Source organism: Luteimonas sp. MC1825, assembly GCF_014764385.1.
Lineage (GTDB): Bacteria > Pseudomonadota > Gammaproteobacteria > Xanthomonadales > Xanthomonadaceae > Luteimonas.
On the sequence record NZ_CP061714.1, the window covers coordinates 1433239 to 1448929 of the forward strand.

The 15691-nt window shown below is 68.8% G+C and carries 14 protein-coding genes and 2 tRNA genes; 9 read left to right on the forward strand and 7 right to left on the reverse strand.

Translation table 11 applies throughout. The features are described from left to right. Positions 1–68 precede the first annotated feature (68 nt). The 6 genes from guaB to IDM46_RS06635 all read left to right on the forward strand — a co-directional run bounded on the left by guaB (position 69) and on the right by IDM46_RS06635 (position 5814). Positions 69–1526, forward strand: coding sequence for an IMP dehydrogenase (guaB, locus tag IDM46_RS06610; RefSeq protein ID WP_182821254.1), 1458 nt, complete (start codon positions 69–71; stop codon positions 1524–1526). A 1-nt stretch (position 1527) separates the two neighbouring features. Next, the gene (locus IDM46_RS06615) at positions 1528–1749 is read left to right on the forward strand and encodes a hypothetical protein (RefSeq protein ID WP_185115182.1); all 222 of its coding nucleotides are present in this window, start codon (positions 1528–1530) and stop codon (positions 1747–1749) included. Then, complete coding sequence (gene guaA / locus IDM46_RS06620) at positions 1746–3329, forward strand: glutamine-hydrolyzing GMP synthase (RefSeq protein ID WP_182821250.1); 1584 nt, start codon at positions 1746–1748, stop codon at positions 3327–3329. Before IDM46_RS06615 ends, guaA begins: the two co-directional genes overlap by 4 nt. Continuing rightward, a complete protein-coding gene (tadA, locus tag IDM46_RS06625; RefSeq protein WP_182821248.1) occupies positions 3320–3829 on the forward strand; it encodes a tRNA adenosine(34) deaminase TadA in 510 nt (169 codons plus the stop codon). Before guaA ends, tadA begins: the two co-directional genes overlap by 10 nt. A 53-nt stretch (positions 3830–3882) precedes the next feature. Then, positions 3883–4437: an oligoribonuclease gene (gene orn / locus IDM46_RS06630; RefSeq protein WP_223878046.1), complete on the forward strand. Its 555-nt coding sequence runs from the start codon at positions 3883–3885 to the stop codon at positions 4435–4437. 108 nt (positions 4438–4545) lie between these two features. After that, positions 4546–5814 carry a DUF2254 domain-containing protein gene (locus IDM46_RS06635; RefSeq protein ID WP_185115183.1) on the forward strand — a complete coding sequence of 423 codons (1269 nt, stop codon included), beginning with the start codon at positions 4546–4548 and terminating at the stop codon, positions 5812–5814. A 46-nt stretch (positions 5815–5860) separates the two neighbouring features. On the opposite strand, the gene ppsA is transcribed toward IDM46_RS06635, so the two are convergent. Beyond that, complete coding sequence (gene ppsA, locus IDM46_RS06640; protein WP_182821244.1) at positions 5861–8236, reverse strand: phosphoenolpyruvate synthase; 2376 nt, start codon at positions 8234–8236, stop codon at positions 5861–5863. Positions 8237–8370: 134 nt separating this feature from the next. On the opposite strand from ppsA, the gene IDM46_RS06645 reads away from it, so the two are divergent. The 3 genes from IDM46_RS06645 to IDM46_RS06655 are packed head-to-tail and all read left to right on the forward strand — an operon-like array spanning position 8371 to position 9943. Continuing rightward, positions 8371–9192: a pyruvate, water dikinase regulatory protein gene (locus IDM46_RS06645; RefSeq protein ID WP_182821241.1), complete on the forward strand. Its 822-nt coding sequence runs from the start codon at positions 8371–8373 to the stop codon at positions 9190–9192. Positions 9193–9231: 39 nt separating this feature from the next. Then, entirely contained in the window at positions 9232–9765 is a 534-nt protein-coding gene (locus tag IDM46_RS06650) for a DUF1249 domain-containing protein (protein WP_185115184.1), read from the forward strand. A 4-nt stretch (positions 9766–9769) separates the two neighbouring features. Beyond that, positions 9770–9943, forward strand: coding sequence for a hypothetical protein (locus IDM46_RS06655; RefSeq protein ID WP_185115185.1), 174 nt, complete (start codon positions 9770–9772; stop codon positions 9941–9943). A 77-nt stretch (positions 9944–10020) separates the two neighbouring features. Here the strand turns inward: IDM46_RS06655 and IDM46_RS06660 are convergent. The 6 genes from IDM46_RS06660 to IDM46_RS06685 form a co-directional block, all read right to left on the reverse strand. Next, positions 10021–10096 (reverse strand) — tRNA-Glu (locus IDM46_RS06660). A gap of 38 nt (positions 10097–10134) precedes the next feature. After that, positions 10135–10210, reverse strand: a tRNA-Ala gene (locus IDM46_RS06665). 69 nt (positions 10211–10279) lie between these two features. Beyond that, positions 10280–11173: a copper resistance protein B gene (locus IDM46_RS06670; protein ID WP_185115186.1), complete on the reverse strand. Its 894-nt coding sequence runs from the start codon at positions 11171–11173 to the stop codon at positions 10280–10282. After that, positions 11170–12933, reverse strand: coding sequence for a copper resistance system multicopper oxidase (locus IDM46_RS06675; protein WP_185115187.1), 1764 nt, complete (start codon positions 12931–12933; stop codon positions 11170–11172). The genes IDM46_RS06670 and IDM46_RS06675 overlap by 4 nt, the downstream gene beginning before the upstream one ends. A gap of 16 nt (positions 12934–12949) precedes the next feature. After that, positions 12950–15295 (reverse strand): heavy metal translocating P-type ATPase, encoded by a 2346-nt coding sequence (locus IDM46_RS06680; protein ID WP_185115188.1) that lies wholly within the window; start codon positions 15293–15295, stop codon positions 12950–12952. Continuing rightward, on the reverse strand, positions 15292–15690 hold the full coding sequence (locus IDM46_RS06685; protein WP_185115189.1) for a heavy metal-responsive transcriptional regulator: 399 nt from the start codon (positions 15688–15690) through the stop codon (positions 15292–15294). Before IDM46_RS06685 ends, IDM46_RS06680 begins: the two co-directional genes overlap by 4 nt. Between the last annotated feature and the right edge of the window lies 1 nt (position 15691).

Genomic DNA, 15691 nt, shown 5'->3' on the forward strand with positions numbered 1-15691 from the left:
CACGCGCGGCGAGACCCGCCGGCCCGCGGCGGCGTACAATGGCGCGCTTCACCCCAACTGGCCCGCCCATGCTGCGCATCCAGGCTGAAGCGCTGACCTACGACGATATTTCGCTGGTCCCCGCCCATTCCATCGTCCTGCCCAAGGACGTCACGCTCGCCACCCGGCTGACGCGCACGCTGCGCCTCAACATGCCGATCGTGTCGGCCGCCATGGACACCGTGACCGAAGCCAGGCTCGCCATCGCCATGGCCCAGCTCGGCGGCATCGGCATCATCCACAAGAACATGAGCCTCGAGCGCCAGGCGATCGAGGTCGGTAAGGTCAAGAATTTCGAGGCCGGCGTGATCCGCGAGCCGTTCACGGTCGGTCCGCAGACCTCGATCGGCGAAGTGCTGCGCCTCACCCGCGCGCGCAACATCTCCGGCGTGCCGGTGGTCGACGGCGACCAGCTGGTCGGCATCGTCACCGGCCGCGACATGCGCTTCGAGACCAAGCTCGACGACCCGGTGCGCAACATCATGACCCGCAAGGACAAGCTGGTCACGGTGGGCGAAGGCGCCAGCGACGAGGAAGTGATCGGCCTGCTGCACCGGCACCGCATCGAGAAGGTGCTGGTGGTCAACGACGCCTTCCAGTTGCGTGGCCTGATCACGGTGAAGGACATCCAGAAGGCCCGCGACAACCCGAATGCCGCCAAGGACGCCTCGGAAAGCCTGCTGGTCGGCGCCGCGGTCGGCGTGGGCGGTGACACCGAGGCGCGCATCGAGGCGTTGGCCGCGGCGGGTGTGGACGTGATCATCGTCGACACCGCGCACGGGCACTCGCAGGGCGTGCTGGACCGCGTGGCCTGGGCGAAGAAGCACTTTCCGCAGCTGCAGGTCGTGGGCGGCAACATCGTCACCGGCGACGCGGCGCTGGCGCTGATGGACGCCGGTGCCGACGCGGTCAAGGTCGGCGTGGGCCCCGGTTCGATCTGCACCACGCGCGTGGTGGCGGGCGTGGGCGTACCGCAGATCACCGCCATCGACATGGTCGCCTCCGCGCTGCAGGACCGCATCCCGCTGATCGCCGACGGTGGCATCCGCTATTCGGGCGACATCGGCAAGGCGCTTGCCGCGGGCGCGTCCACGGTCATGATCGGCGGGCTGTTCGCCGGCACCGAGGAAACACCGGGCGAGACCGAGCTCTACCAGGGCCGCAGCTACAAGAGCTATCGCGGAATGGGCAGCCTTGCGGCGATGGAGAAGGGGTCCAGCGACCGCTATTTCCAGGAGGCCGCCGACGCCGACAAGCTGGTGCCGGAAGGCATCGAAGGCCGCGTGCCGTACCGCGGCCCGCTGAGCGGCGTGATCCACCAGTTGATCGGCGGCCTGCGCGCCACCATGGGCTATGTCGGCTGCGCCACCGTGGAAGACATGCGCACCCGACCGGAGTTCGTGAAGATCACCGGGGCCGGCCAGCGCGAGAGCCACGTCCACGACGTGCAGATCACCAAGGAACCGCCCAACTACAGGACCGGCTGAGATGGCTTCGCCCTCCGGCAAGCCACCCCGCCGGCGGCGCCTCGGCACGGGACTCCTGGTCCTGCTGCTGCTTGCCGCCGGCGTGTTCGCCTACGGCGAATACCGCGCCTGGCAGCTGCGTGATTCCTGCACCGGCAACGCCGGCCGCTGGGACCGCGAACGCCAGCAATGCACCTTCCACGGCGGCGAAGTTCCCGCGCCGCCCCTGAGCCCGCCTCCATGACCGACCCGCATCGCGACAAGATCCTGATCCTCGACTTCGGCGCGCAGTACACGCAGCTGATCGCGCGCCGCGTGCGCGAACTGGGCACCTACTGCGAGATCTGGGCCTGGGACCATGACCCGGCCGAGATCGCCGCGTTCGCGCCCAAGGGAATCATCCTGTCCGGGGGGCCGGAGTCGACCACCGGCATCGATGCCCCGGTCGCGCCGCAGGAGGTCTTCGACAGCGGCGTGCCGGTGCTGGGCATCTGCTACGGCATGCAGACCATGGCCAAGCAGCTGGGCGGCGAGACCGAGGCCGCCGACGCGCGCGAGTTCGGCCATGCCGAAGTCGTGCTGGTCGCCTCCGACCGCCTGTTCGGCGAGCTGAAGGACCATCCGGGCCTGCCGCCACGGTTGGACGTGTGGATGAGCCACGGTGACCACGTCTCGCGCGCGCCGCCCGGCTTCACCGTCACCGCAAGGACCGCGCGTGTGCCGGTGGCGGCGTTCGCCAACGAGGACAGGCGCTGGTACGGCGTGCAGTTCCACCCCGAGGTCACCCACACCAAGTCCGGGCACGAGCTGCTGCGCCGGTTCGTGGTGGAGATCTGCGGCTGCGACACGCTGTGGACGGCCGAGCACATCATCGACGACCAGGTGGCGCGCGTGCGCGCGGCCGTCGGCGGCGACGAGGTCATCCTCGGCCTGTCCGGCGGCGTCGACTCGTCCGTGGTCGCGGCCCTGCTGCACCGCGCGATCGGCGACCAGCTGACCTGCGTGTTCGTCGATACGGGCCTCTTGCGCTGGCAGGAAGGCGACCAGGTCATGGCCACCTTCGCCGACGCCTCCGACGCGCACGGCCTGGGCATCCGCGTGATCCGGGTCGATGCGCGCGAGCGTTATTTCGCGGCGCTCGCCGGGGTCACCGACCCCGAGGCCAAGCGCAAGATCATCGGCAACCTGTTCGTCGAGATCTTCGACGAGCAGGCCGGCAAGCTCGCCAATGCCAAGTGGCTGGCGCAGGGCACGATCTATCCGGACGTCATCGAATCCGCCGGCAGCAAGACCGGCAAGGCGCACGTCATCAAGAGCCACCACAACGTCGGCGGCCTGCCTGAGCACATGAAGATGGGCCTGGTGGAGCCCCTGCGCGAACTGTTCAAGGACGAGGTGCGGCGCATCGGCGTGGCGCTCGGACTGCCGCACGAGATGGTCTACCGGCATCCGTTCCCGGGCCCCGGCCTCGGCGTGCGCATCCTGGGCGAGGTGCGCCCGGAATACGCGGAGCTGCTGGCGCGCGCGGATGCCATCTTCATCGAGGAACTGCGCAAGGCGGACCTGTACGACAGCACCAGCCAGGCGTTCGCCGTGTTCCTGCCGGTAAAGTCGGTGGGCGTGGTGGGTGATGCGCGGGCCTACGAGTGGGTGATCGCATTGCGCGCGGTGGAGACCATCGACTTCATGACCGCGCAGTGGGCGCACCTGCCGTACGAGTTCCTCGGGCGTGTGTCCAACCGCATCATCAACGAGGTCCGCGGCGTGTCGCGCGTGGTGTACGACATCAGCGGCAAGCCGCCCGCCACGATCGAATGGGAGTGAGGCCTGCATTGCACGCGCCCGAAGCCGACACCGCACGCGACCTGCACTGGATGCACCACGCCCTTTCCCTCGCCGACCGCGCGCAGGGCGAGGACGACGAGATCCCGGTAGGGGCGGTGCTGGTGGACGCGGCAGGGAGGTTGCTCGGCGAAGGCTGGAACCGCAACATCACCGAGCACGATCCCAGCGCGCATGCCGAGATCGTCGCCATGCGCGAGGCAGGCAGGACGCTGGGCAACCACCGCCTGCTCGGCTGCACGCTGTACGTAACGCTGGAGCCCTGCGCGATGTGCGCCATGGCGATGGTGCACGCGCGCGTGGAGCGCGTGGTATTTGGCGCCACGGATCCCAAGACCGGTGCGGCAGGCAGCGTGTTCGACCTGCTGGCCGACCCGCGTCACAACCATCGCGTGTTGGTGGATGGTGGCGTGCTGGCCGAGGAAGCCGGCGCGCGCCTGCGCAGCTATTTCCGTGCCAAGCGCGGCCGCCCGCCGGCTTGAGGTTCGCGGCAGCGCGTTATCATGCGCATCCGTAGACATGGCAGGGAGCAGGCGTGGGCGCGAACGACAGGCTGGTCTGGATCGACCTTGAAATGACCGGGCTCGACACCGGCAGCGACACGATCCTCGAGATCGCGACTGTCGTCACCGATGCCAACCTCGAGGTGCTGGCCACCGGCCCGGAGCTTGCGATCGCGCATCCGCTCGAACGCCTCGAAGCGATGGACGACTGGAACCGCAACCAGCATGGCCGATCCGGCCTGTGGCGGCGCGTGCTGGAGGAGGGCGTCGACATGGCCGAGGCGGAGGAGCGCACTCTGGCCTTCCTCGCCGAATGGATCGGGCCGAACCAATCCCCGATCTGCGGCAACTCGATCTGCCAGGACCGGCGTTTCCTGCACCGCTGCATGCCGCGGCTGGAGCGTTATTTCCACTACCGAAACCTCGACGTGAGTACGGTCAAGGAACTGGCGCGGCGCTGGGCTCCGGAGGTCCTTGCGGGCGTGCGCAAGGCCGGCACGCACACCGCGCTCTCCGACGTGCAGGACTCCATCGCCGAACTGCGCCACTACCGCCAGGCGATGGGCGCCTTCGCTCCGCACGACTGAGTACGCGCCGCGCACCGTCATGCCCGGCGCGCGGCCCGTCCTGCTCGGGTCCGGGTACGGCGCAAGCGTTGCGCTACCCTTCCCGCGACAGCCAACGAGAAGCGACCGATGACATCACGCCTGCACTGGCTGCTGCTGCATCTGACCCGCAAACTCTGGTTCCGCGCCAGCCTGTTCTCGGTGATCGCGGTGGGAACCGCGCTTGCCGGCGCGTTGGCAAGCCCTTACATACCGGCCGAGCTTGCCGCCCAGCTCGGCGCCAATGCAGTCGGCAACATCCTCGACATCCTGGGCTCCAGCATGCTGGCGGTCACCATCTTCTCGCTCAGCACCATGGTGTCGGCCTATGCATCGGCGACCAGCAGCGCCACTCCGCGTGCGATCCAGCTGTTGCTGGCGGACACGACCAGCCAGAACACGCTGGCGATCTTCATCGGCTCGTTCGTGTTCAGCCTGGCTGGCCTGATCGCATTGAGCACCGGGTACTACGGCGAGCAGGGCCGCCTTGCCCTGTTCGTGGTGAGCCTGGCGGTGACCGTGGTGATCGTGGTGGCCCTGCTGCGCTGGATCGATCACGTATCCAGGCTCGGCCGCGTCGGTGACACCACCGACCGGGTCGAGGAGGCTGCCAGCGCCGCCATGCGCAGCCGCCGCGAACTGCCGCACCTGGGCGGCCAGCCCCTGCGCGATCCGGGTCAGGACATCCCCGGCGATGCCCGCACGATTCGATCACGCTGCATCGGGTACGTGCAGCACATCGACATGGGTGCGTTGCAGGAGTTGGCTGGATCCCACCACGGGCAACTGTTCCTGTGCGTACTGCCCGGGGCGTTCGTCGATCACTCGCGGGCCCTTGCGCACGGTCTTGGCATGCCGGCCAACGACAAGGTCGATGCGTCGGTGTGCAAGGCCTTCACCATCCAGGACACGCGGTCGTTCGACCAGGACCCCCGTTTCGGGGCTTCGGTGCTGTCGGAAATCGCTTCACGGGCGCTGTCACCCGCGATCAACGACCCGGGCACCGCGATCGACGTGATCGGTCGCGCGGTGCGCCTGCTGTCGATCTGGAGCGAGCCCGTCGAGCCTCGTGCAGTCGACTACCCGCTGGTGCACGTGCCCGGCATCGCGCTCATCGACCTGTTCTACGACCTGTTCACCCCGATCGCGCGCGATGGCGCAGCGGTGGTCGAGGTGGGTATTCGCCTGCAGAAGGGCTTGCGCGCACTTGTCCATCTGGACGGACCACGCTATGCCCATGCCGCGCGACACCATTCGCGCCTTGCCTGCGAGCGCGCGATGGCCGTGCTGCGGATCGAACACGACAAGGCGTCGATCCGCGCGCTTGCCGAAGAGATTGCCGGGAGCCCTGTCGCCTGACCCGATGCAGCCGGGCTCCCGTTCCGATCCGGGACGTACGACCCGCTCAGCCGGCAGCCTTCAACTTCGCCAGCCTCAGCCAGGTGTCGACCACGGTGTCGGGGTTGAGCGACAGGGACTCGATGCCTTCCTGCATCAGCCATTCGGCGAGATCCGGATGGTCGCTCGGGCCCTGGCCGCAGATGCCGATGTACTTGCCCTTGGCCTTCGCGGTCTGGATGGCCATCGACAGCAGCTTCTTCACCGCCGGGTCGCGCTCGTCGAACAGGTGGGCGACCACCGCCGAATCCCGGTCCAGGCCCAGGGTCAGCTGGGTCAGGTCGTTGGAGCCGATCGAGAACCCGTCGAACATTTCCAGGAACTCGTCCGCCAGCAGCGCGTTGGAGGGCACCTCGCACATCATGATGACCTTGAGCCCGTTGCGGCCGCGCACCAGGCCGTTGGCCTCGAGCACATCGAGTACTTTCCGGCCTTCGTCCAGCGTGCGCACGAACGGGATCATCACCCACAGGTTGTCGAGACCCATCTCCTCGCGCACGCGCAGCACCGCCTTGCACTCGAGCGCGAAGGCATCCGCGAACGACGGATCGACATAGCGGCTGGCCCCGCGGAAGCCGATCATCGGGTTCTCTTCTTCCGGCTCGTAGCGCTGGCCGCCGAGCAGGTTCGCGTACTCGTTGGACTTGAAGTCCGACATGCGCACGATCACCGGGTTCGGCGCCACCGACGCGGTCAGCGTGGCGATGCCCTCGGCGAGCCGGTCGACATAGAACTCGACCGGGCCCGCGTAACCGGCGATGCGTTCGTCGATCTTCCTGCGGATGTCCGCGTCCTGCTGGTCGTACTGCAGCAGGGCGTTGGGGTGCACGCCGATGTGGGCGGCGATGATCATCTCCAGGCGCGCGAGGCCGATGCCGGCGTTGGGCAGCTGGCCGAAGTCGAACGCGCGCTCCGGGTTGGCCACGTTCATCATGATCTTGAGCGGCGCTTCGGGCATCGACGACAGGTCGGTGGTGATGTGCTCGAATGGCAGGGCGCCGTCATAGATGTAGCCGGTGTCGCCTTCGGCGCAGCTGATGGTGACGACGCTGCCGTCCTTGATCGTATCCAGGCCGTTGCCCGTGCCCACGACCGCCGGCACGCCGAGCTCGCGGGCGATGATGGCGGCGTGGCAGGTGCGGCCGCCACGGTTGGTGACGATGGCGGCGGCGCGCTTCATCACCGGCTCCCAGTCGGGGTCGGTCATGTCGGCGACCAGCACGTCGCCGGGCTGCACGCGGTTCATGTCGTCCAGCGTGCGCACTACGCGCGCGGTGCCGCTGCCGATCTTCTGGCCGATGGCGCGGCCTTCCGTGACCACGGGGCCGCGCGCGCCCAGCATGTAGCGCTCGATCTGCGTGGCCTTGGCGCGCGACCTGACCGTCTCGGGGCGCGCCTGGACGATGAACAGCTTGCCGCTGGCGCCGTCTTTCGCCCACTCGATGTCCATCGGGCGGCCGTAGTGCTCTTCGATGGTCAGCGCCTGGCGGGCAAGCTCCGCCACGTCGGCATCGTCGATCGAGAAGCGGTTGCGCAGCGCTACGGGGGTGTCCTCGTTGCGCACGCGCTCGCCGGGCTGGTCGGAATACACCATGCGGATCTGCTTGGCGCCGAGCGAGCGGCGCAGGATCGCCGGCTTGCCCTGGCGCAGCGTGGGCTTGTAGACATAGAACTCGTCCGGGTTCACCGCGCCCTGCACGACGTTCTCGCCCAGGCCGTAGCTGGAGGTGATGAACACCACGTCGCGGAAGCCGGACTCGGTGTCGAGCGTGAACAGCACGCCGGACGCGCCGATGTCCGAGCGCACCATCAGCTGCACGCCGGCCGACAGGAACACGTCCTCGTGCTTGAAGCCGTGGTGCACGCGGTAGGCGATGGCGCGGTCGTTGTAGAGGCTGGCGAACACCTCCTTGACCTTGACGACCACGTCGTCGGCGCCGGTGACGTTGAGATAGGTTTCCTGCTGGCCCGCGAAGCTGGCGTCGGGCAGGTCTTCGGCCGTGGCCGAGGAGCGCACTGCCACCGCGACCTCACCGCCGCCGTTGCTGGCGCACAGCTTTGCGTAGGCGTCGCGGATCTCCTGTTCAAGCTCCGCCTGCAGCGGGGCCGCGATCACCCAGCCGCGGATCTCGGCGCCGGCAAGGTTCAGCGCCGGCACGTCCTCCACGTCGAGCGTGGCCAGTTTGTCGAAGATCCGCTGGTGCAGGTCGTTGTGCGCCACGAACGCCTGGAAGGCATCCGCGGTCGTGGCAAACCCGCCAGGCACCGAAACGCCGAGCCTTGCCAGGTTGCCGATCATCTCGCCGAGCGAGGAGTTCTTGCCGCCCACCTGGGCAAGGTCGGTCAGGCGCAGATCGTCTAGCCACAGGATATTGGCGCTCAAAACGGGCACTCCGGAGATGCGAAGGGGTCACGCTGGGGAAGGAAGCCACGACGCCGGGGGCGCCGGCGGCCGACATTGGCTATTTTAGCAAGCCAGCACGCCGCAATGCCCGCGGCTCCCCACAGGAACAACGCATGCCCATGCCGCGCCCGGTCTTTTACGTCTCAGACGGCACCGGAATCACCGCAGAGACGATCGGCCACAGCCTGCTGACGCAGTTCACCGATACCCGCTTCTCCACCGAGCGCATTCCATTCGTGGACAGCGTGGAGCGCGCCACCGAGATCGCCGCGCGCATCCAGGCGGCCGGCGTGACCAGCGGCCTGCGCCCGATCGTGGTCAATTCCTGCGTGGATCCCGACCTGACCCAGGCGATCGCCGGGAGCGGGGCACTGGTATTGGACGTGTTTGCGCCGTTCATCGCGCCGCTGGAGGCTGAACTGGGCCAGATGCGCCAATCCCGCGTCGGCCAGGCGCACGGCATGGTCGACTTCGACAGCTACCACCGGCGCATCAACGCCATGAACTACGCGCTGACCCACGACGACGGCATCGCCATCAACTACGACGCCGCCGACGTGATCCTGGTCGCGGTGTCGCGCGCCGGCAAGACGCCGACCTGCGTCTACCTGGCCCTGCATTACGGCGTGAGCGCGGCCAACTACCCGCTGACCGAAGAGGACCTGGAACACGACCGTCTGCCGCCACGGCTGCGCGCGCACCGCAGCAAGCTGTTCGCGCTGACCATCGACCCGGTGCGGTTGCAGCAGATCCGCCAGGAGCGGCGCCCCAATTCGAAGTATTCGCAGCTGGAGACCTGCAGGCGCGAGGTGGCGGCGGCGGAGGCGCTTTACCGCGCCGAGCGTGTGCCGGTGTTGAGCACCACGCACACCTCGATCGAGGAAATCGCCAGCAAGGTGATGAACACGCTTGGCATCCGCCGCGGGATGTTCTGACCCGGCCCCGGTGCAGGCGGCTGCGTGTAGGATCGGGACATGTCCAGTCTTGCCGCACGCCCGATCCATGTCCCGCAGCTCAGCCGCCTCGGCTGGCTGATGGCGCTGTATGCCGAGAACCACGCGCGCCTGGTGCGCCTGTTCGAACCCGGTGACCTGGCCGAGGGCAGGTACCTTTCGCGGACCGGGGACGGACTTGAGGTGAGGCTGGACGTGATCGTGCGCCACGCCTATACGAGCGAATTGCGCCTGGCCTACGACGCACTGCCGGATCCGGTGACCGGCGAACCGGATCCATCGGTGTACGTGCGCCTGTATCGCGACGCGCGCCAGGCGGAGGCGACGCATTGCTATGTCGGGCGCCGCTGGCAGGACACCATCGGCATGTTTCCGCCTCCCAAGGCGGTGCTCGGCCACCGCGTGCGCATGAACACGTTCCTGGGAAAATGGCTGCAATACCTGGCCGAACAAGGGCACGGCGTGGCGACCCTGGCGCCCCTCGCGACTTCATCCGGGGCGCCGGACGCGGTGCTAGCATCGGCGGGCACGTCCCCAGAAACCACCCCGAGGTGATCCCATGACGACCAAGCTCGACAAGCCCCTGAAGCGCGAAGTCCAGATCGGCGACAAGGCCTACACCCTCACCATCGACGCGACCGGCCTGAAGCTTGTCGAAAAAGGACATCGCAAGGGCATCGAGGTCGACTGGACCGAGATCGCCAACCGCGACGGCGGCGGCAGCGACGGCTGAACGGTTCCGCGGCCGCAAGGCGCGGGCCGTGCACGCAAAGAAAAAGCCCGCCATTGGCGGGCTTTTCCATGCAACGTTGGCGTCCCCACGGGGATTCGAACCCCGGTGTCCACCGTGAAAGGGTGGTGTCCTAGGCCTCTAGACGATGGGGACCTGGATCTTTGACCGCTGGTCCCGAGGGACCTTGTGATTGGTGGAGCCAGGCGGGATCGAACCGCCGACCTCCTGCATGCCATGCAGGCGCTCTCCCAGCTGAGCTATGGCCCCACGTCTTGGTGAGCGCGAGATTCTAGGGGCGGCGACGGATACCGTCAACACCTGTGTGATGCGGAACCTTCAGAACCACCAGCGAACGCCCGCGACCCATTGCGTCTCGTCGCCGTCGGCACCTGCCGCGCGACGCAGTTCGGCGCTGCGCCCGTGGCGTCGTTCGCGCACGATGCCGATGTAGGGCGCGAACTGGCGATGCAGCTCGTAGCGCAGGCGCAGGCCGGTTTCGGTCGATGACAGGCCGGAGCCGATGCCGCGCGCCGCGTCGTCCTCGCCATGCACCCAGGCGCCAAGCGCCGGCTGCAGCACCAGGCGGTTGGTCAGCAGCAGGTCGTACTCCAGCTGCAGGTGGGCCGCGGTGCGGCCGGATGCGCCGACATATGCCGTCGCCGCGACCTCGAAACGCCCCGGCGCGAGGCCCTGGATGCCGATGGCGCCCCAGGTGCGCGACGGTCCCGGCTCGAAGTCCTGGCGCACGCCTGCCACCACGTCCCACCACGGGCCGATGCTGCGGCCGTACAGCAGCTCGGCGTCGGCGTGGTGGGTGCGCCCGCCGTCGCGTTCCACGCCGGCACGCAGCCACAGCCGGTCGGTGTCGGTGCCGTACCAGGCTTCGCCTTCGACACGTTGGCCGCGCCCATCGTCACTGTCGGTGATCTCGAAATGGTCGAGGAGCACGCGCCAGTTGCGTGGCGAGGCGTGCTCCATGCCGTGGCCGAGCTCGGGGAAGGCCGCGGCGCGGTCCGCGGCGGTAAGTGCAGGTACGGGGAAGTGCGGCTGGTCGGCGCCCACTGCGTTGTCATGCGCGTGACGGGGCGGTTTCGCCTCGCCAACCGCCGCGGGCACCGGCCGTGTCGGTGCGTGCTGCGCGTGGCCCTCGTGCTGTGCGGCCGCGTTGCCACAGGCCAGCAGCGTGCCCAGGACGGCCCTGGCGACCCCGCTTGCGGAGGGGCGGCTCATGCGGACTCCTCCACGCGCACCTCGCGCATCATCCCGGCCTCCATGTGGTACAGCAGGTGGCAGTGGAAGGCCCAGCGCCCGAGCGCGTCGGCACGCACGCGATAGCTGCGCCGCGTACCCGGCGGCATGTCGACGGTGTGCTTGCGCACCTGGAAATTGCCGTCGGCGTCCTCGACGTCACTCCACATGCCGTGCAGGTGGATGGGGTGGGTCATCATGGTGTCGTTGACCAGCACGATGCGCATGCGCTCGCCGTAGTTGAGGCGCAGCGGTTGGGCGTCGGCGAACGGCTGCGCATCGAACGACCACGCGAACTTCTCCATGTGCCCGGTGAGGTGCAGCTCGACCTCGCGCGAGGGATCGCGTCCGTCGGGATCGCCGCCGATCGAGTGCATGTCAGCGTAGGTGAGCACGCGCCGGCCGTTGTCGCGCAGGCCGATGCCGGGATCGTCGAGCCTGGGCGCCGGGGTCATGGTCTGCATGTCGACGATCGGGCTGCCGTCCTCGCGCGGCGGATGCGCCTGCATCGCCATGGCGCCGCCATGGCCCATGTTCGCACCGCAGCCGCCCTCGGCCATCATCGCGCCGCACCCGCCCTCCATGCCCTTGCCGCCGCCGGCATGGCTGCCGTGGCCCATGTCGTCCATGGTCAGCAGCGGGCGCGGGTCGTTGGCCGGCACGGGTGCAGCAAGTCCCGGGCGCACGGCGAGCGTGCCGCGGGCGTGGCCCGTGCGCCCCATGTCCTGGGCGAAGATGGTCCACGCATCCTGACCCGACGGCTCCACGATCACGTCGAAGGTTTCGGCCACCGCGATGCGGAACTCGTCCACGCTCACCGGATGGATCGGCAGGCCGTCCGCGGCCACCACGGTCATCTTCAGCCCGGGAATGCGCACGTCGAAGTAGGTCATCGCCGAGGCGTTGATGAAGCGCAGCAGCACCTTTTCTCCGCTGCGGTACAGGCCGGTCCAGTTGGCCGCGGGCGTGCTGCCGTTGCAGAGGTAGGTGTAGGTGTGCGCGTTGATGTCGGAGATGTCGGTGGGCGTCATGCGCATCCGGCCCCAGGCGGCGCGGTCGCGCAGGGTGGCGGCCAGGCCGTCGCTGCGTACGTCGCGCACGAAATCGCCCACAGTCGGCTTGTAGTAATTGTCGAACTCGGCCAGCTTCTTCATCCTGCGATACAGCGCGGCGGGATCGTGGTCGGTCCAGTCGGACAGCAGCACCACGTGCTCGCGGTCATGGCGGTAGGGGAGGGGCGCGATCGGATCGATGATGATCGCGCCGTACAGCCCGGCCTGTTCCTGGAACAGCGAATGGCTGTGGTACCAGTAGCTGCCCGACTGGCGCAGCGTGAAGCGGTACATGTAGGCCTCGCCCGGCGCGATGCCGTCGAAGCTCAGTCCGGGCACGCCGTCCATGTTGGCCGGCAGCAGGATGCCGTGCCAATGGATCGAGGTCGTCGCATCCGGCAGGCGGTTGGCCACGCGCAGGGTGACCGTGTCGCCTTCGCGCCAGCGCAGGATCGGTGCGGGCAGCTGGCCGTTGACGGTGATCGCGCGCCGCACGCGTCCGGTGAAGTCGACCTCGGTGGAGCCGATGGCAAGGTCGAACTCGCGGCCGCGCAGTTCGGTGCCGGGCGTCGCGCGCCCGATGGCGGGCCCGTTGCCGGCCCAGCTGTTGAACGCCAGCAGGGAGCCAGCGGCGGCGACGCCTGTGACGAACTGGCGCCGCGCGGGATCGAGGGGTTTGTCTGGTGTCATCTGCGGATTCCGGAATTCAGTTGAAGCGCCGTGCACCCAGGCGCAGCGCATTGGCGACCACCGACACCGAGCTCAGGCTCATCGCCAGCGCCGCCAGCATGGGGCTCAGCAGCAGGCCGGTGAACGGATACAGCACGCCGGCCGCCACCGGCACGCCGATCGCGTTGTAGAGGAAGGCGAAGCCCAGGTTCTGCTTCATGTTGGCCACCGAGGCCTGCGCGATGCGCCGTGCACGCACGATGCCGCGCAGGTCGCCACCGACGAGCGTGACCTGAGCGCTCGACATGGCGACATCGGTCCCGGTCCCCATGGCAATGCCGACATCGGCGGACGCCAGCGCCGGTGCGTCGTTGATGCCGTCGCCCGCCATCGCCACGCGGCGGCCTTCGCCCTGCAGCCGCGCGACCAGCGCCGACTTGTCGGCTGGCCGCATCTCGCCGTGGACCTCGTCGATGCCGAGCTCGCGCGCGACCGCGCGTGCGGTTGCTTCGCCATCGCCGGTGGCCATGACGATGCGGATGCCCGCGGCATGCAGGCCGGCGATCGCCTCGTGGGTGCTGGCCTTGACCGGGTCGGCCAGGACCACCAGGCCGGCAAGGCGGCCGTCGACGGCCACGTGGACCACGCTGGCGCCATCGGCGCGCAGCGCGTCGGCACGGGTCGCAAGTGGCGCGGGATCCGCGCCCGCACCCTGCATCAACACGGTGTTGCCGACCGCGATGGCGCGGCCATCAATGCGACCGCGCACGCCGATGCCGGTGTCGGAGTCGAAGTCTTCGGCGGCCGAAAGCGGCAGGCCGCGCGCACGGGCCTCGGCCACGATGGCATCGGCCAGCGGGTGCTCGCTCACCTGGTCGAGGCTTGCCGCGAGCCTCAGGACCTCGGAGGCATCGAAGCCGTCGGCAACCACCACGTCGCGGAACGCCGGCCGACCCTCGGTGAGCGTGCCGGTCTTGTCGACGACGAGCGTGTCGACGACGGCAAGGCGCTCGATGGCCTCGGCATCGCGGAACAGCACGCCGGCCTTGGCCGCGCTGCCGGTCGCGACCATGATCGACATCGGCGTGGCCAGGCCGAGCGCGCAGGGGCAGGCGATGATCAGCACCGACACCGCGTTGAGCAGCGCGAACGTCCACGACGGCTCCGGGCCGAACATGCCCCAGACGAAGAACGTCAGCACCGCGATCCCCAGCACCGCCAGCACGAACCAGTAGGCGACCCGGTCGGCCAGGCGCTGCATCGGCGCGCGCGAACGCTGCGCCTGCGCCACCAGCTGCACGATACGCGCCAGCACCGTGTCGGCACCGACCTGGGTGGCGCGGATCACCAGTGCGCCGTTGCCGTTGAGCGTGGCGCCCACCACGCGGTCGCCGGGTGCCTTGGCCACCGGCACCGGTTCGCCGGTGAGCATGGACTCGTCGACCGGCGAGCGGCCCTCGATCACCTCGCCATCCACCGGCACCTTCTCGCCGGGGCGCACGCGCAGGCGATCGCCGACGTGCACATGGGCGAGCGGAATGTCCTCGTCGTCGCCATCGGCGCGCAGGCGACGCGCGGTGGTGGGTGCGAGGCTCAGCAGCGCCTTCATCGCCGACGAGGTCCTGGAGCGCGCCCGCAGCTCCAGCAACTGGCCAAGCAGGGTCAGCGAAACGATCGTGGCTGCGGCCTCGAAGTACACGCCGACCCGGCCGTGCTCGCGGAAGCCGTCCGGAAACAGCCCGGGCGCGATCGTGGCCACCGCGCTGTACACGAACGCCGCCGACACGCCGATGCCGATCAGCGTCCACATGTTCGGGCTGCGATTGCGGATCGACGCCACGCAGCGCTCAAGGAACGGGCGGCCAGCCCACAGCACCACCGGCGCCGTGAGTGCGAACTCGATCCAGGTGCGCGCGGTAGTGGACAGCGCGTGCAGGTGATGGCCCCACATCGCCAGCACCACCACCACCACGGTAAGCGGCAGCGTCCACCAGAAGCGCCGCGTGAAGTCGACCAGTTCCGGGCTGTCCGCGTCGTCCAGCGAAGGCATTTCCGGCTCGAGCGCCATGCCGCAGATCGGGCAGGTGCCGGGACCTTCCTGGCGGATTTCAGGATCCATGGGGCAGATGTAGATCGTGCCGGGCGGCGCGGCGGGCACGCTGTCCGGGGCAGGGGAGAGGTAACGCAGCGGATCGGCCACGAACTTCGTTCGGCAGCCGGCAGAGCAGAAGTGGTGGTCGATGCCGTCGTGGCGGGCGTGGTGTGGCGTGCGCGCCGGGTCGACGGACATGCCACACACGGGATCCCTGGCCGCGGCGGGTCCGTCGGCAACGTGCTTGCCGCACGCACCACCGGCGTGACCGGCGACCGTATCTTCGTTCATTCGTGTTCGCCTGAAAGGGAGGCCAGGATCGGGCAGTGCGTGACATCGCCGTGTCCCGGGCAGGCGTCCACCAGGGCACGCAGGCCGTCGCGGATGCGCTCGAGCTCATCGATCTTGTGCTCGACCTCGCCCAGCCGCAGGTGGGCGGCCTGGCGCACGGCCGCCATGTCCTCGCCACGGCTGGACCAGAGCGCCAGCAGGTCGCGGATCTCGCGCAGCGTGAACCCCAGGCCCTTGGCACGCCGCACGAACCGCAGCCGTGCGACATCGTCGTCGCCGAAGCTGCGGTAGCCCGACGCCTGCCGATCCGGCGCCGGCAGCACGCCGTTGCGCTCGTAGTACCGGATGGTGTCGATTGGTGTGTCGGTGCGCTTGCTGAGTTGTCCGATCTGCATG

What these genes read in the sequence shown, in the direction of transcription:
- IDM46_RS06670 (WP_185115186.1), bottom strand. Translation starts at nt 11,173, where the DNA reads ATGAGCCGCCCCTCCGCAAGCGGGGTCGCCAGGGCCGTCCTGGGCACG.
- guaB (WP_182821254.1), top strand. Translation starts at nt 69, where the DNA reads ATGCTGCGCATCCAGGCTGAAGCGCTGACCTACGACGATATTTCGCTG.
- guaA (WP_182821250.1), top strand. Translation starts at nt 1,746, where the DNA reads ATGACCGACCCGCATCGCGACAAGATCCTGATCCTCGACTTCGGCGCG.
- IDM46_RS06680 (WP_185115188.1), bottom strand. Translation starts at nt 15,295, where the DNA reads ATGAACGAAGATACGGTCGCCGGTCACGCCGGTGGTGCGTGCGGCAAG.
- IDM46_RS06615 (WP_185115182.1), top strand. Translation starts at nt 1,528, where the DNA reads ATGGCTTCGCCCTCCGGCAAGCCACCCCGCCGGCGGCGCCTCGGCACG.
- IDM46_RS06685 (WP_185115189.1), bottom strand. Translation starts at nt 15,690, where the DNA reads ATGCAGATCGGACAACTCAGCAAGCGCACCGACACACCAATCGACACC.
- IDM46_RS06675 (WP_185115187.1), bottom strand. Translation starts at nt 12,933, where the DNA reads ATGACACCAGACAAACCCCTCGATCCCGCGCGGCGCCAGTTCGTCACA.
- tadA (WP_182821248.1), top strand. Translation starts at nt 3,320, where the DNA reads ATGGGAGTGAGGCCTGCATTGCACGCGCCCGAAGCCGACACCGCACGC.
- IDM46_RS06650 (WP_185115184.1), top strand. Translation starts at nt 9,232, where the DNA reads ATGTCCAGTCTTGCCGCACGCCCGATCCATGTCCCGCAGCTCAGCCGC.
- IDM46_RS06655 (WP_185115185.1), top strand. Translation starts at nt 9,770, where the DNA reads ATGACGACCAAGCTCGACAAGCCCCTGAAGCGCGAAGTCCAGATCGGC.
- IDM46_RS06645 (WP_182821241.1), top strand. Translation starts at nt 8,371, where the DNA reads ATGCCCATGCCGCGCCCGGTCTTTTACGTCTCAGACGGCACCGGAATC.
- IDM46_RS06635 (WP_185115183.1), top strand. Translation starts at nt 4,546, where the DNA reads ATGACATCACGCCTGCACTGGCTGCTGCTGCATCTGACCCGCAAACTC.